This window comes from Ruegeria sp. A4 (assembly GCF_056543025.1).
Genome location: NZ_JBQGAW010000001.1, coordinates 451,290 through 466,139, shown reverse-complemented (window position 1 = coordinate 466,139; position 14,850 = coordinate 451,290). Strand labels below are relative to the sequence as shown.

Sequence of the window (14,850 nt, the reverse complement as noted above, 5' to 3'; positions counted from 1 at the left end):
GAAAGACACAAGCAGAAGGGTATGGCCGTGGGTTCTAAGCCCCCTCTGCCAACGCATTCAGCGGCAGCATCGTCGTGGACTTGATCTCTTCCATGGACAACAACGCCGTGACATTGTGCACACGCACCTCCGAGATGAGCGACTGATAGAACTGATCATAGGCACGTGCGTTCTTGACCCGGACTTTCAGGATATAGTCGATATCACCCGCCAACCGGTGCGCCTCTTGCACTTCGGGGTGATCCTTCAATGCTTTCAGGAATTTACGTTGCCAGTCCGCCTCATGTTCCGAGGTGCGGATCAAAACAAAAAAGGTGGCTTCGAACCCAAGTGCCTCGGCATCCAGCAGCACCGTTTGCTGGCCGATGATTCCCGCCCCCTTGAGCTTGCGAATGCGATTCCAGACAGGCGTCTTTGAACTGCCGACCCGAGCCGCAATTTCGTCCAATGATTGGCCCGCGTCCCGTTGCAGCTCGGCCAGAATTTTTCGATCCGTGTCATCTATCCGCACCGACATTCCAATTTTCCTTCTGTTTCGACACCCCTGTTCCGGTTTTCCCGAAAATCGGAACATTTGTCCTTATTTCAGCGGCGATATGGCGCTTTGGTGGGAATATTTCCTATATTGAGGGTCAAGTCAAACAATGTCCGAGACGATCCGATGCAGGATTTTCACACAACCAAGCCCAAAGGTCATGTCGACTTTGTCGGCGCCGGACCCGGTGACCCCGAATTGCTGACGCTCAAGGCGTTGGCCGCATTCGAGCGCGCGGATGTGGTGCTGCATGATCGCCTGATCAGCAAGCCTGTGCTGGACATTGCCGCTCAGAACGCCGCTTTGGTCGATGTCGGCAAGGCCGGGTTCGGCCCCTCGTGGAAGCAAAGCGATATCGACGCGCTTCTGGTTGAACACGCCCTGAATGGCAACCGTGTGGTGCGCCTGAAGTCGGGGGATCCCACAGTCTTTGGCCGCCTGGACGAAGAAATCGAGGCCGTCGACGCGGCCGGCATATCCTGGCAGATCATTCCCGGCATCACGGCGGCCTCTGCCGCAGTGGCTGGCATCGGTCAAAGCCTGACCCGCCGCGGACGCAACTCATCGGTGCGTTTTTTGACCGGGCACGACATGCAAGGATTCGCGGATCACGATTGGAACGCTTTGGCCAAGCCGGGTTCCGTGGCGGCAATCTACATGGGCAAGAAATCCGCTCGGTTCATTCAGGGCCGTCTGATCATGCACGGCGCCGATCGCACCACCCCCATTACCCTGGTCGAGAATGCCTCGCGTCCCGACCAACGGATTTTGGCCACCACCTTGGACCAGTTGCCCACCGATCTGGCCGCCGCCGAAATGGATGGACCGGCCCTGACCTTCTATGGCCTTGCCCCGCGCGAAGCGGCGCAGGCCGTAACCGAATTCAACAAGGAGCTTGCCTGATGGCCCGCGCTTTTACTCCCAAAGTCGTAACTGCAAATGACTTGCTCGAAGGTGACGTGATTTACCTGACCGAAGATGACCGCTGGTCCCGTGACCTGAGCGAGGCAGAACTGATCACCGACGAGGCGCATGCGCAGGTTCGCCTGCTGGATGCCGCGCGTCAAGCAAACAAAATCGTGGGCGCTTATCTGGCCGATGCCGTCGCTGGCGAAAACGGCCCCGAGCCCACCCATTTCCGGGAAGACTTCCGCCGCACTGGTCCGTCCAACTATGCCCACGGCAAACAGGAAACTTCCCCGCAGCCCCGGGCCTGACCTCTGGCCCTTCTCTCTCCCCTTCAAGGCCCCAGGTTCGGGGCTGCAACCAAGGACAGCTAGACATGTATCGCTACTCCGAGTTTGACAAAGATTTTCTGGCAGAGCGTAACGCGCAGTTCCGCGCTCAGGTCGAGCGCCGCATCGACGGTTCGCTGACCGAAGATGAATTCAAGCCTTTGCGCCTGATGAACGGCCTGTATCTGCAATTGCACGCATACATGCTGCGAGTCGCCATTCCCTACGGCACGCTGAACAGCGCGCAAATGCGTCAACTGGCCCTGCTGGCTGAAAAGTGGGACAAAGGTTATGGTCATTTCACCACCCGTCAGAACCTCCAGTACAACTGGCCGAAACTGAAAGATGTGCCAGACATGCTGGACGCGCTGGCCGAGGTCGGCATGCACGCCATCCAGACCTCGGGCAACACCATCCGCAACGTGACCGCCGACCATTTCGCCGGTGCCGCCGCGGATGAGGTCGCCGACCCGCGCCCCTATGCCGAACTGCTGCGTCAGTGGTCGACCGACCACCCGGAGTTCCAGTTCATGCCGCGCAAGTTCAAGATCGCCATCACCGGTTCGGAAAACGACCGCGCCGTGATCAAAGCGCATGACATCGGCCTGCAACTGGTCGAACGTGACGGCGTTCTGGGTGCGCGCGTCATCGTCGGTGGTGGTCTTGGCCGCACCCCGATGATCGGTAAGGAACTGTCCGAATTCGTCGCTTTCGATGATCTGCTGGCCTATCTGGAAGCCACCGTGTCGGTCTGGAACCAGATCGGTCGCCGCGACAACAAGTACAAGGCGCGCATCAAGATCACCGTGCATGAACACGGCATCGACGCCATCCGCGCCAAGGTGAATGAACGTTTCTTGCAGGTTCGCCCACAGTTCAAGGGCGCCGACATAGCGCTGCTGGATGAGATCAAGGGCCACTTTGCGCCTCCGGCCTTCCGCGAAGGTTCGGTTGCGTCGTTTGAAAGTGCCTATTCCAACGATCCGGTTTTCCGGTCGTGGGTCGATACCAACATCGCGCCGCACAAGAACGCGGACCACGCGATCGTTACGATCTCGATCAAGAAACACGGCCAGACGCCGGGTGATGCGACCGCCGAGCAGATGCGCGTGATGGCCGATCTGGCCGAAGAATTCGCCTATGATGAGCTGCGTATCAGCCACGAGCAGAACGTGATCCTGCCGCATGTCCACAAATCGGACCTGCCCGCGATCCACGCCAAGCTGAAGGAACACGAACTGGCCACCGCCAATATCGGCCTGATCAGCGATATCATCGCCTGCCCCGGCATGGATTACTGCGCGCTGGCGACAGCGCGCTCGATCCCGGTTGCTCAGGAAATTGCGACCCGCTTTGAAGAGTTGAAGCTGGAGCATGACATCGGGCACCTGAAGATCAAGATCTCGGGCTGCATCAACGCCTGCGGCCACCACCATGTGGGCCATATCGGCATCCTGGGCCTGGATCGTGCAGGCGTCGAAAACTACCAGATCACCCTGGGTGGCGACGCCACCGAGACGGCCGCGATCGGCGACCGCACCGGTCCGGGCTTTGCCTATGACGAGATCGTGCCGGCCGTGGAACGCATCGTCGACACCTACCTGGATCTGCGCGAGAGTGCTGAAGAAACCTTTCTTATGACCTATCGCCGCGTCGGCATGGAGCCATTCAAGGCCGCTCTCTACCCCGAGGCTCGGGCGAATGCCGCTTGATCTGATCCAAACGGAACTGGGCAAAGACCGCAGCGACCTGACCGAGAAGGTCAACGCATTGAATGCCCGGTTCCGTCACCACAGCGCCCATGACGTGATGCATGGCGCCCTTGAAGAGATCGATGCGCTTGCTCTGGTCTCAAGCTTTGGTGCGGAATCGGTGGTGCTGCTGCACATGGCTGCGGTGATCGACAAGATGACGCCGGTGTTGTTCGTGGATACCCAATTGCTGTTCACCGAAACGCTGGAGTACCAGCAGGAAGTCAGCGAGCGCCTGGGGCTCAGGAACATCCGGATCATCCGGGCGGATGACGAAGAACTGCAACGCGAAGACCCCTATGGCGCGCTGCGCCTGCGGGATACGGATGCGTGCTGCAACCTGCGCAAGACCTTTCCGTTGCAGCAAGCCCTGACCGGGTATTGCGGTTGGATTACCGGCCGAAAACGGTTTCAGTCCGGCACGCGCGCCGCGCTCGAGTTTTTCGAGGTCGAAGACGGCACGGGCCGGATCAAGGTCAATCCGCTGGCCCATTGGGCGCCGGACGATGTGCGCGCCTATATGGAAGAAAACAACCTGCCCCGGCATCCGCTGGTGGCCAAAGGATACCCTTCGATCGGCTGTGCGCCCTGCACTTCACCGGTGAAGGAAGGCGAAGACCCCCGCGCCGGGCGCTGGCGCGATCAGAACAAGGAAGAATGCGGCATTCATTTTGTCGATGGCAAGATGGTGCGCATCGGAGAGAAAACATGAACGTAATCGTAACGGATGAGGGCTTTTCGCCCGATGACTGGACCGACGGCTTTGTCACTCTGGATGATGCCGCAAATGACGTGGTTGCGCTGGACGTCAGCTCGGACACGGACCCGGATGAGCTTTTTGACCGCTTGGGCAGTGCCAAGCTGGTCCGGGTGGATTTTCCATCCTTTGCCGACGGTCGCGGCTTTACCATCGCCCGCACCCTGCGCCTTAAGGGCTATACGGGACGCTTGCGCGCCAAGGGTCATGTTCTGGCAGACCAATATGCCATGGCACGTCGCTGCGGCTTTGACGAAGTTGAGATTGACGGAGACCTGGCAGATCGCCAGCCCGAAGATCAGTGGCTTTCCCGGGCCAACTGGCAAGAGAACAACTATCAGGCGCGTTTGCGCGGTTAAAAGCCGCCCATCGCCAGCTTGAAACGCAAAGGGGGCAATCTGTCCCCTTTTCCTGACTTGGATCAAAGATTAAACGGAGATGTCGGTTTAGCAGACCGGCAGGTAAACGATGACAGAGATGAAGCCCGTGAGCGAAGCAACTGCCGTGAAGGCCCCGGTCCTGCCGGACGCGCAAACTGTAACCGAGGTCAAGCATTGGACCGACAGCCTGTTCTCTTTCAAGGTGACGCGCCCCGCCACGCTGCGTTTCCGCTCGGGCGAGTTCGTGATGATTGGTCTGCTGGGCGACAATGGCAAGCCATTGCTGCGCGCCTATTCAATCGCTTCGCCGTCGTGGGACGATGAGCTGGAGTTCTATTCGATCAAGGTTCAGAACGGCCCGCTGACCTCGAAGCTTCAGCATATCAAGCCCGGCGACCAGATCATCCTGCGCCCCAAGCCGGTTGGCACGTTGGTGCATGACGCCCTGCTGCCGGGCAAGCGTTTGTGGTTCTTTGCCACCGGCACCGGCTTTGCCCCGTTTGCTTCGTTGTTGCGTGAACCGCAAACATATGAAGACTATGACGAGGTGATCATCACCCATACCTGCCGCGAAGTGGCCGAACTGGAATATGGCCGCCAATTGATCGACAGTATCCGTCAGGATGAAATGCTGGCCGAACTTATTGGCGAAGGCTTTGCTGACAAGATCCGCTACTACCCGACGACCACGCGTGAAGAGAGCCCCAAGATGGGTCGGATCACCGACCTGCTGAAGGATGGCACCGTGTTCAGCGATCTGGGGATCGAAGGCGGAATCAAGCCCGAAACCGATCGCGCCATGGTCTGCGGGTCGCTGGCTTTCAACCTGGACATCAAGGAAATCCTTGAAGGTTTTGGTCTGCGCGAGGGCGCGAATTCCGAACCCAAAGAGTTCGTGATCGAAAAGGCCTTTGTCGGCTAAAGGCACCTTGCGTTCGGAGCTTTGCAGCCCCGAACGCAAAAATCACCGGACAAAACACTGTTTTTTCGCAACTGCCGGTGTTTATGCCGCTTGAAGTGTGGCCCGGCCCGGTTTAAATTCCGGGCTCGAAATTCTGCAATTATCAAAGGAATGAACCCATAGCTCGCAGACCTCACAACGCGCCGCCACAACGAGACACCGGCCCGCGCGTCAATGATAAGATCCGTGCCCCCGAAATTCGCCTGATTGGCGCCGAAGGTGAAAATGTCGGGGTGGTTCATCCCGCCAAAGCCATGCAGATGGCCGCTGATGCCGGTCTTGATCTGGTCGAAATTTCGCCCAATGCGAACCCACCGGTCTGCAAGATCATGGACTTCGGCAAATTCAAATATGAAACGCAGAAACGCGAAGCCGAAGCCCGCAAGAAGCAAAAGATCATCGAGGTGAAAGAGGTCAAGTTCCGACCCAACACCGACACGCATGATTATGACGTCAAGATGCGCAACGTCTTCAAGTTTCTGGAAAACGGCGACAAGGTCAAAGTTACCCTGCGTTTTCGCGGTCGCGAAATGGCACACCAGAACCTGGGCCGCGAATTGCTGGAGCGCGTTGCCGAGGACGTCAAGGACTTGGGCAAGATCGAAAACATGCCCAAGATGGAAGGCCGTCAGATGATCATGATGATCGGCCCGCTGCCGCAGAAGTAATCCGGTCCAAAGATCGAAACGGTCCAAGCCCCTTCTCTCTTGAAGGGGCTTTTTTGTTCACGGCGCCTGCCTGCTGCGCAACCAACGGGCCGCGTCCCGGAAATCGAACACCAGCGAGGTGATATCGACGATCAGAAGCACCCGGAGAAAGCCGGCAAAGGCTGGGCTCAGGGAGTCTTCGGAAAACAGCAAAAGCGTCGCGATGATGACCAACGGCACCCAGCACAGAATGTGCGGCAAGGCCATCGCACCGCTCATCCCGCGTGCACCCAACATGATAGGCACGTTCAGCGCCATGCCTGAAATTGCAAGCAATGCAATCAGGTGCCCCTGTGGCTGATCCAGAAATGCCAACGGAAGCAGGTTTACCGGTACCAAAACAACGGCTACCCAGACCTGCACCCACACAGGGAGCGTTCGGAAACTGCGCCAGATATCCAGCACCATGGACGTCGCCTTTTCCAATTCCATAGCCCACGACACATAGCAAACGTGTCGCAGGCAAACAGGGTGCTCACGGCATTGTCAGAGAACGGCTGAAAAAGAGCGTTCCAGTTTGCTGACAAGTTCGCCTATCTGCTCGTCATTTATGATGAATGGCGGCGCAAGAAGTATATGGTCTCCGTTCCGGCCATCCCGGGTGCCCGCCATGGGATAACAGATCAACCCTTCGGCCAGCGCCGCCTTCTTTATCTTTCCGGCAATGCCCAACGATGGATCAAAGGGGGTCTTCGTCTCGCGATCCGCCACCAATTCCACGCCCCGGAACAGGCCGCGGCCACGCAAATCGCCCACGTTCGGGTGCTGTCCAAACGCGGCTTCCAGTGCGGAATGCAGTTTGCTGCCCATGCGTCCGGCGCGCGCCGGTAAATCACCCTCTGTCAGTTCACGGACCACCGCAAGAGCCGCAGCCGTGGCGACAGGATGGCCGATATAGGTGTGCCCATGTTGGAAAAACCCTGACCCATCGCGAATCGCACCGAAAATTATATCGGTGCACAGCATCGCCCCGATCGGTTGATAGCCTGCGCCCAACCCTTTGGCGATGCACAGAATATCCGGTGCAACTCCGTCGTGATCGCAGGCGAACAGATGACCGGTGCGCCCCATGCCACACATCACCTCATCCAGAATCAGCAGCACGCCATATTGGTCGCAGATTTCCCGGATGCGTTTGAAATACCCCTCAACCGCCGGAACCGCGCCAAGCGTAGCACCGACAACCGGCTCGGCCATGAAAGCCATAACCGTTTCGGGACCAAGGCGCAGAATTTCCGCCTCCAGCTCGTTAGCGACGCGCTGACCATAGTCAAAGCTGCTCTCACCCTCGGGCTTCTCGGCATATTCATAGCAGGCCGAGATATGGGTCATTTCGATCAGCATCGGTGCGAATTGGGCCCGTCTCCAGGCATTTCCCCCGGCAGACAAGGCCCCCAGAGTGTTGCCATGATAGCTTTGCTTGCGCGCGATCACGTGGCGGCGCTCGGGCTGCCCAATTTCCAGAAAATACTGGCGCGCCAATTTGATGGCCGCTTCGGTCGCCTCGGATCCGCCCGATACGAAATACACCCGGTCCAGATCCCCCGGCGCGTGCTGGATCAGCAGATCGGCCAATGCCTCGGCCGGTTCCGAGGTCATGAACCCGGTATGGGCAAATGCGATCTGTTCCACCTGCTGTTGCACGGCCCGGATCACTGCCGGGCTGGAATGCCCCAGACAGGACACGGCCGCATCGCCGCAATCCAGATATCGCTTGCCGTCGGCATCGATCAGATAAGCGCCGTCGCCACCCGCTGCGATGGGAAGTTCAGATTTGGTGTGGCGTGGGAAAACATGACTCATGTTCCGGTCCTTCCAAGTGTTTCAACCAAAGCCGCGACCGAAGCCGCGTTGTCCGTCCAGAGCGTGCCATCCGGTGCCGTCAGGCTGTTTTCGAATCCAACACGCAAGTCACCGCCGCGCCGCGCGGTTTCAACCAAACAGTCATGTTCCTGTGTCCCAAAGGCGCACACCATCCAATTGGCCGGGCTGGACGGAAACGCGTCCAGATCCGCTGGCACGGATTGCTGATTCTGACTGTAGCGTCCCAACACAAGCAACCGGTCTGTCTGGTCCGGCTGGACGATTCCTTTTGATTGCCAGTCTTCCAGCAGCTTCACATCTTCCAAGTCGTAGAGAATATGCTGAACCCGCGTGCCCTGAGCCGCACATAGCGCATAGACCCGAGGCGCAAGATCAAGGGCCCGCGCGATTTCCCGGACTGAAATCGAGGCCCATTCAGGCCGGACCCGTTGCAGGCAGTCAAACTGCGACGAGACGTCGAACACGCCTGCTGCCTCGGTGGTGATCTGAACATCCATGCCCGGCACCACCCTTTTCAGTTCCGCGATTGTTTCGCGATACAATCCGGCATCCAGCGTGTGATGTCCGTCAGCATCCCGTACATGCAGGTGCATGCCATTCGCCCCAGCCTCGTGGCAGCCCCGCGCCGTTGCGACGATCTGATCCGTCGTGACTGGCAAGGCCGGGTGATCCGCGCGGCCCCGCCGGGCGCCGTTCGGAGCAACCAGAACATATGGTTTTCCGATGGTTTTCACTGTGCTCTCGGTCATTGCGCCCTCGTGTTCGTCTGTCCTCAGCTAATGAGCCCAAGTTTCGTTTTCAATTTACCAATTGGAAAACATATGTTTTGTTTGCCGCATGACCCGCACTCTTACCGCCATCGTTACGCAATTGCGCCGCGAGATCGATGAAATGCCTGCGCAAATGCAGGTCGCTGTAAAGTACATCATCGATCATCCCGCCGAGTTCGCGTTGAATTCGATCCGAACCACCACCGATCGCATCGGCATCAGCTCGAACGTTCTGATCCGGCTGGCGCAACGTATGGGGTATGACAGCTTTGACGCTTTTCGGCGCCCATTTCGAAACGCTCTGACAACCGATGGTGAGGACAGGTTTGGGCAGGACTGGCTGGAACACCTGAAGGAACAAGGACAGTTTGGTGCGGCGCAGGCACGATTTGCGCAGAACGAAATAAATGTCGTGGCCAGATCGCTGCGTCTCATGGCCCCCCAGTTGACGGAACAGGCCGTCGCGCACATCAGGTCGGCGCGCCGCTGTTATGTGACGGCCACACGATCCAGCCACGCGCTGGCCTATTACTTTCACTACGCTGCACGCATGGCCCATCCCGGGCTTCAGCTGGTGCCCCGCCACATGGGTTCGGCCATCGACGATCTGGTCGAAGCCACCGCCGAGGATTGTCTGTTTGCCATCACGGTTCACCCCTATTCCGCCGACACGATTCAGGCGATGCGGTATGCTCGGGACCGGTCGATGCGCATCGTCCTGTTGTCGGATAGCGAGGTCATCGCCCCGGGGGTTGAACCGGATGTCGTCCTGCCTGTCAGCACGCGAACCTTGCACCCGTTTTCCAGTTTTTCGGGGGCAATGGCCGTTCTTGAATGCCTGCTGGGCCATTTGTTTGACGCCGGCGGAGAGACCGCCAGAGAAAGAGTGGATGCCTATCAGAAAGCACGGGAAGACACCGGAGCGTATTGGCGACCCGGCGTATTGCCAAAGCTTAGAAAACCATAAGCCGGTTCGGTCAAAGCCTCTGGGGTCAACCTCAGAATTCAGCCCCGTTCAGGATCAGCGGCGGATCATTCTTTTCGTTTGGCGCGCGGCTGCGGTCTGGTCGGGATTTCCTTCAACAATCCTCCGACCCCCATTCCGGCAATATCCGATCCGGTCGTTTCGATCCCGCAGGCAACCCGTGACAGAACCCAATCCGCCCCGTTCAACGCCGGAGATCGTGCGCACCCGGGCAACCCGATCACCGGTCGATCCTGCATCGCACCCAGAAACAGCAGGTTTCCCGGATCAACCGGCATCCCGAACCGATCCACCCGCCCACCGGCAAACCGAACAGCAGACGGGGCAACATCGTCCGGGTCCGAGGTCGCGGATCCGGTCAGGATCATGAGCAGATCACCGGTCGTTCTGGTAACCGCCTTGGCCAGCGCATCCACGCGATGCGGCACGATCTGCACATCACACAAATCCAGACCCAGTGCTTCGGTCCGTCCGCGAATGGCGGCGATCCCCTTGTCGTTGGGCGGGCCGCCGGGGATATCCGTGACGATCAAACCTGCCGTCTTGTGAACGGGTCTTGCCAGGCGCACGGCCCCTTGCGCCAAATTGGCGGCCCGCCGAACATCAGCCTCTGGCACGGCATATGAGATAACCTTGATGGTAGCGACCATGCCCTCCGGGACCATCTGCTGGTATTGCGGAACCGTCGCAACCGTAATCATCGGGTTGACCTGATTGAACATTTCCAGCGCATCCACATCCAGAACCGCCACGCCCGGCCCGTCCGCCAACAGGTTGACCCGGCCGGTGAACGCGTCTGTCACGCGCAGATTGGCCGACGCCGCATCTGGCGCAAGTGCCGCGGCCAAACGACGTGCGGCCTCGTCTTCGTGACAATCGCCGGGTTCAAGGCGCGCAACGATCACTTCGCGGATGTCCGCCTGCGTCAACTGCGCTATATGCTCTGCTTGCAGTGACAGCCCCTTGCGCAGCTTTTGACCGTCAGCTGTCACCGAATGGGCCAGAATGGCGCCTTTTGCTTCGGAGACGGGTACCGGACCAAACCTCATGCCTTACCTCGCAGAACGGCCGTCATCTGCGCCAGAATTGCAACGGCAATCTCGGATGGGCCGGCAGCCCCGATATCCAACCCGATTGGCCCATGAATCCTCGAGATTTGCTGTTGGCTAAAACCGGCTGCTTTCATACGCTCGACGCGTTTGGCGTGGGTACGTGTCGATCCCAACGCACCAATGTAAAACACGCCCGCATCCAGTGCAGCTTGCAATGCCGGATCATCCAGCTTTGGATCATGTGTCAGCAGGACAATTGCGGTGCGCGCATCCAACCCGAGTTTTGCAACGGCCTCATCCGGCCAATCCGTAAGGATCGTTTCCCCCGGAAAACGGGCGCTGGATGCAAACGCGTCGCGCGGGTCTATTATGGCCGGATCATACCCGGCAATTCGCGCCATCGGCACCAATGCCTGTGCGATATGCACCGCACCAACAACGATCAATCGCAGCGGCGGGTTGTGAACAGCCACAAAGGTCTGACCATCTTCTTCAAAACCAGACCGATCCATGCGCAGCCTTTCCGCATAGGCGTTACGACGCAAGGCTCTGTGCCCGGTATCGATATTGACTTCGTAAGCGATGGGTTCACGCGCTGCGCGGGCTGCAACCAGTTCCGCAAGCATCGGTTCAGGCAGCACCTTTCCAACGGGTTCGACAAGAACGCGAATGGTCCCGCCACAGGCCAGCCCGACCGCAAATGCATCTTCGTCGCTCACTCCGAATTCCAGCAAGCGGGCTTCGCCTTCGTCAATGGCCTCAAGCGCCTCGACGATCACCGCGCCTTCGACACAGCCGCCAGACACAGAGCCTTCGATCCGACCATCGCCGCCGATCACCAGCTGGGAACCCACCCGGCGTGGCGCGCTGCCCCAAGTTTCGACAACCGTGGCAAGCGCGGCGCCGCTGCCATTGCGGTGCCATTTCAATGCCGTTTCCGGGCTGTTGTCGAATCGTTCCATCAGGACCTCCAGACGTCGTCTGTCTCCAACATAGGCAGGATTGGCGGGATGAAAAGCGCAACGCCCCTGTCAAAACGTCTATGTTGAGCCCTGCAAGCCGATGCTAAAGCCTGAACAATATTCAATAAATCATAGTATTGATTGTTATGGGCCCGGGTTTTAGCTTGTGCGGGCAGCGGGCCAGTTGCCCAAGCTGCATACCAAACACATTTTTTCGGAGACAAGCAGTTGAAACATTATCTTGCACTGGGCGCAGTGGTTGGCCTTTTGACTTCGACCGCGGCGTGGGCTGACACATTCGAACGTTATGGAGAGGTCGAGGGCTGGAAAGTCTTCATCGACAACGAAAAGAAATCCTGCCTGATCGAGGCCGTGGACGACGCGGAAAACGTCGTTCAGATGGGCCTGACCGAAGATCGCGGCGTGGGGTATGTGGGGGTATTCACCAAAGCCGATACCGACATCAAACGTGGCGAAACACAAGAAGTGGCCATCCTGATTGGCGACAACATCTATCTGGGTGAAGCCACAGGTATGAAAGGCAACATCACCAAGGGCTATTCCGGGGGCTATGTTCTGTCAGACAACCCGCAATTCGCGGATGATCTGGCCAAGAAAAAGGTCATGATCGTGTTCCCCGAGACATCCTATGCATTTACCGTCGATCTGACCGGCACCTACAAGGCCATGGAAATGGCCCGGAAGTGCAACGAAGAACAGTTGTCGTAACGGTCTAATCGGAAAGCGCGGCCATCAGCCGTGCTTTCTGCCCCTGGTCGTCAGGTTGTGAAATCACGGCGGCCAGATCCTCGAGCGAGGCAATCGAGTGCCCTGCCCTGAAACTGTCGACATGGGGCAGCATGGCCGCCACCCCCTGGGCCTTGGGGGCAAACCCGTCCCAGCGCAGCAGAGGGTTCAGCCAGATCAGGCGCTTGGAGGACAGGTGCAGCCGCTCGATCTCTTTCTCAAGGCTCTCCGGGTCACCCCGTTCCAAACCGTCGGTGATCAAAAGAACAACCGCACCTTGTCCCATGACACGTCTTGACCAGTCTCTGTTGAACTGATGCAGACAGTCGCCGATGCGTGTGCCCCCTTCCCAGTCCTGCGCCTCGGCCCCGGCAGCGGCGAGCGCTGCGTCGACATCCCGATGATGCAAGTGGCGGGTTATGTTGGTGAGGCGCGTGCCGAACGTGAAGGCATGAACCTTGGCCCAACCCGCCCCCTTGGCGTTCGAGACCGTGTGCAGGAAATGCAGAATGACTCGGCTGTACTGGCTCATCGAGCCCGAGATATCGCAAAGCGCAACTAGATTTGGCCATCGCGGTTTGGGTTGCAGCCGGGCGATATCACGCAATTCGCCCCCTTGCCGCATGGCTGCGCGCAAGGTGCGGGCACGATCGATACGGTGCCCCAGATGGCTGGCCTGTCCGCGGCGCGATTCAATGGGTTTGACCGGCAGGGTCATCCGCGCCAATACGCGCTTGGCTTGCGCGATTTCTGCGGTGCTCATCTGTTCGAAGTCCAGGTTGCGAAGACGCTCTTCGGACGATGCCGTTTGCGTGGCGTCAATCTCGATTTCGGTTTCGCCCTCGTCTTGCGCAGCCGGCTGGGGCGTGTCACGTTCGACACCCTCCAGCAGGGCCTCGGCTGCGCGCTTTTCACCGGCATCCGCTTTGCGTTCCTCTTGCACACCCCGAATGGCAGGAAGCATCATGGCCATCATGTGTTCCATGTATCGCGGGTCGCGCCAGTACATTCGGAAAACCTGCGCAAACACCGTGCGATGTTCGGGGCGGTTCACGAAACAGGCGTGCAGCGTCCAGTAGAAATCCCGTTTCTGGGTGAAACCCGCGGCTTGTACCGCGCGAATTGCATCGATCACCCGCCCCGGACCAATCGGCAGCCCCGCCTTCCGCAACGCGCGGGCAAAATGGGTGATGTTCTGCGCCAGCTTCGGGTTGTCGGGAATCTCCAGCGGGATTTGCTCGGCCATAGCGCGTCAGGCCGGTTCAAGCGTCGCTTTGGCCTCATCCAGAATGCGCTTAGCCTCAGACCCTTGCAGCTTCTGGATGTCGTCCTGATATTTCAGAATCGCCCCCAGCGTGTCACCGATCACCTCGGGGCTAAGGTTCATCACGTCCAGCGCCAGCAGACATTTGGCCCAGTCAATGGTTTCGGCCACGCCGGGTTTCTTGAACAGGTCCTCGGTGCGCAGACGCTGAACGAAAGCCACGACTTCGCGGCTGAGCGCATCGGCGGCCTCGGGCGCGCGCGCGTGCAGAATTTCGATCTCGCGTTCGAAATCGGGATAATCGACCCAGTGATACAGGCAGCGACGCTTGAGCGCATCGTGCACTTCGCGGGTCCGGTTCGACGTGACAATCACAATGGGTGGTTGGGGTGCTGCAACGGTGCCCAGTTCAGGGATCGTGACCTGAAAATCACTGAGAGCTTCCAGCAGAAAGGCTTCGAACGGTTCATCGGTCCGGTCCAGTTCGTCGATCAGAAGAACTGGCGCTCCGTTTTCGTCGGGGCGCATTGCTTGCAGCAAAGGGCGTTCGATCAGGTATTCATCCGAAAACAGTTCCGCCTGCAACGCGCCCCGGTCGGCCCCGCCCGAAGCTTCGGCCGTTCGGATCGCAACCATCTGCGCCGGAAAGTTCCATTCGTAAACGGCAGAGGACGCGTCCAGACCTTCGTAGCACTGCAACCGGATCAAACGGCGGTTCAGACCGGATGCCAGCGCCTTGGCGATTTCCGTCTTTCCAACTCCGGCTTCGCCTTCCAGAAACAACGGGCGTCCAAGCTTGAGCGACAGGAATACAACCGTGGCAAGGGCCCGCCCGCAGACATAGCCCTGACGTCCCAGCATCTGCTGCACGGCATCGATGGAATTTGGCTGCGTCATGGAAATCCTCTCTACTTCGCGGA

At 58.8% G+C, this 14,850-nt stretch carries 17 protein-coding genes; 9 read left to right on the top strand and 8 right to left on the bottom strand.

The genetic code is table 11. The features are described from left to right. Positions 1 to 34: 34 nt before the first annotated feature. The gene (locus ACR0E2_RS02260) at positions 35 to 517 is read right to left on the bottom strand and encodes an Lrp/AsnC family transcriptional regulator (protein ID WP_117869097.1); all 483 of its coding nucleotides are present in this window, start codon (positions 515 to 517) and stop codon (positions 35 to 37) included. A 144-nt stretch (positions 518 to 661) separates the two neighbouring features. Here ACR0E2_RS02260 and cobA point away from each other — a divergent pair, with 144 nt between their 5' ends. The 7 genes from cobA to infC all read left to right on the top strand — a co-directional run bounded on the left by cobA (position 662) and on the right by infC (position 6,287). Next, positions 662 to 1,438: a uroporphyrinogen-III C-methyltransferase gene (gene cobA / locus ACR0E2_RS02255; protein WP_480444988.1), complete on the top strand. Its 777-nt coding sequence runs from the start codon at positions 662 to 664 to the stop codon at positions 1,436 to 1,438. Beyond that, positions 1,438 to 1,752, top strand: coding sequence for a DUF2849 domain-containing protein (locus ACR0E2_RS02250; protein ID WP_152457837.1), 315 nt, complete (start codon positions 1,438 to 1,440; stop codon positions 1,750 to 1,752). Before cobA ends, ACR0E2_RS02250 begins: the two co-directional genes overlap by 1 nt. Positions 1,753 to 1,817: 65 nt before the next feature. Then, positions 1,818 to 3,482 (top strand): nitrite/sulfite reductase, encoded by a 1,665-nt coding sequence (locus ACR0E2_RS02245; protein ID WP_480444986.1) that lies wholly within the window; start codon positions 1,818 to 1,820, stop codon positions 3,480 to 3,482. Then, positions 3,472 to 4,233: a phosphoadenylyl-sulfate reductase gene (locus ACR0E2_RS02240; RefSeq protein ID WP_171116163.1), complete on the top strand. Its 762-nt coding sequence runs from the start codon at positions 3,472 to 3,474 to the stop codon at positions 4,231 to 4,233. Before ACR0E2_RS02245 ends, ACR0E2_RS02240 begins: the two co-directional genes overlap by 11 nt. Continuing rightward, positions 4,230 to 4,637, top strand: coding sequence for a DUF934 domain-containing protein (locus tag ACR0E2_RS02235; RefSeq protein ID WP_480444985.1), 408 nt, complete (start codon positions 4,230 to 4,232; stop codon positions 4,635 to 4,637). Before ACR0E2_RS02240 ends, ACR0E2_RS02235 begins: the two co-directional genes overlap by 4 nt. A gap of 109 nt (positions 4,638 to 4,746) precedes the next feature. Then, positions 4,747 to 5,580 (top strand): ferredoxin--NADP reductase, encoded by an 834-nt coding sequence (locus ACR0E2_RS02230; RefSeq protein WP_152457833.1) that lies wholly within the window; start codon positions 4,747 to 4,749, stop codon positions 5,578 to 5,580. 116 nt (positions 5,581 to 5,696) lie between these two features. Further along, the gene (infC, locus tag ACR0E2_RS02225; RefSeq protein ID WP_480446169.1) at positions 5,697 to 6,287 is read left to right on the top strand and encodes a translation initiation factor IF-3; all 591 of its coding nucleotides are present in this window, start codon (positions 5,697 to 5,699) and stop codon (positions 6,285 to 6,287) included. A 57-nt stretch (positions 6,288 to 6,344) separates the two neighbouring features. Here the strand turns inward: infC and ACR0E2_RS02220 are convergent, their stop codons facing one another. Genes ACR0E2_RS02220 through ACR0E2_RS02210 form a run of 3 tightly spaced genes read right to left on the bottom strand, consistent with a single transcriptional unit; the run spans position 6,345 to position 8,899 of the window. Further along, positions 6,345 to 6,758, bottom strand: coding sequence for a hypothetical protein (locus ACR0E2_RS02220; protein WP_480444983.1), 414 nt, complete (start codon positions 6,756 to 6,758; stop codon positions 6,345 to 6,347). Positions 6,759 to 6,812: 54 nt separating this feature from the next. Next, complete coding sequence (locus ACR0E2_RS02215) at positions 6,813 to 8,129, bottom strand: aspartate aminotransferase family protein (RefSeq protein WP_480444981.1); 1,317 nt, start codon at positions 8,127 to 8,129, stop codon at positions 6,813 to 6,815. Continuing rightward, positions 8,126 to 8,899, bottom strand: a complete 774-nt coding sequence (locus tag ACR0E2_RS02210) for a beta-keto acid cleavage family enzyme (RefSeq protein WP_480444980.1) — start codon at positions 8,897 to 8,899, stop codon at positions 8,126 to 8,128. The genes ACR0E2_RS02215 and ACR0E2_RS02210 overlap by 4 nt, the downstream gene beginning before the upstream one ends. Positions 8,900 to 8,987: 88 nt before the next feature. Here ACR0E2_RS02210 and ACR0E2_RS02205 point away from each other — a divergent pair, with 88 nt between their 5' ends. Next, positions 8,988 to 9,887: a MurR/RpiR family transcriptional regulator gene (locus ACR0E2_RS02205; RefSeq protein ID WP_480444978.1), complete on the top strand. Its 900-nt coding sequence runs from the start codon at positions 8,988 to 8,990 to the stop codon at positions 9,885 to 9,887. Between the two features lie 65 nt (positions 9,888 to 9,952). Here ACR0E2_RS02205 and ACR0E2_RS02200 read toward each other — a convergent pair whose 3' ends face one another. Together ACR0E2_RS02200 and ACR0E2_RS02195 are read right to left on the bottom strand one after the other, a co-directional pair. Next, positions 9,953 to 10,954, bottom strand: coding sequence for a molybdopterin-binding protein (locus tag ACR0E2_RS02200; RefSeq protein WP_480444976.1), 1,002 nt, complete (start codon positions 10,952 to 10,954; stop codon positions 9,953 to 9,955). After that, on the bottom strand, positions 10,951 to 11,919 hold the full coding sequence (locus tag ACR0E2_RS02195) for an XdhC family protein (RefSeq protein WP_152457826.1): 969 nt from the start codon (positions 11,917 to 11,919) through the stop codon (positions 10,951 to 10,953). The genes ACR0E2_RS02200 and ACR0E2_RS02195 overlap by 4 nt, the downstream gene beginning before the upstream one ends. Before the next feature lie 228 nt (positions 11,920 to 12,147). Between ACR0E2_RS02195 and ACR0E2_RS02190 the strand changes: the two genes are divergently transcribed. Continuing rightward, positions 12,148 to 12,648, top strand: a complete 501-nt coding sequence (locus tag ACR0E2_RS02190) for a hypothetical protein (protein ID WP_152457825.1) — start codon at positions 12,148 to 12,150, stop codon at positions 12,646 to 12,648. Positions 12,649 to 12,652: 4 nt separating this feature from the next. On the opposite strand, the gene ACR0E2_RS02185 is transcribed toward ACR0E2_RS02190, so the two are convergent. Both ACR0E2_RS02185 and ACR0E2_RS02180 read right to left on the bottom strand, forming a co-directional pair. After that, on the bottom strand, positions 12,653 to 13,912 hold the full coding sequence (locus ACR0E2_RS02185) for a vWA domain-containing protein (RefSeq protein WP_152457824.1): 1,260 nt from the start codon (positions 13,910 to 13,912) through the stop codon (positions 12,653 to 12,655). A gap of 6 nt (positions 13,913 to 13,918) precedes the next feature. Continuing rightward, positions 13,919 to 14,827, bottom strand: coding sequence for an AAA family ATPase (locus ACR0E2_RS02180; RefSeq protein ID WP_152457823.1), 909 nt, complete (start codon positions 14,825 to 14,827; stop codon positions 13,919 to 13,921). Between the last annotated feature and the right edge of the window lie 23 nt (positions 14,828 to 14,850).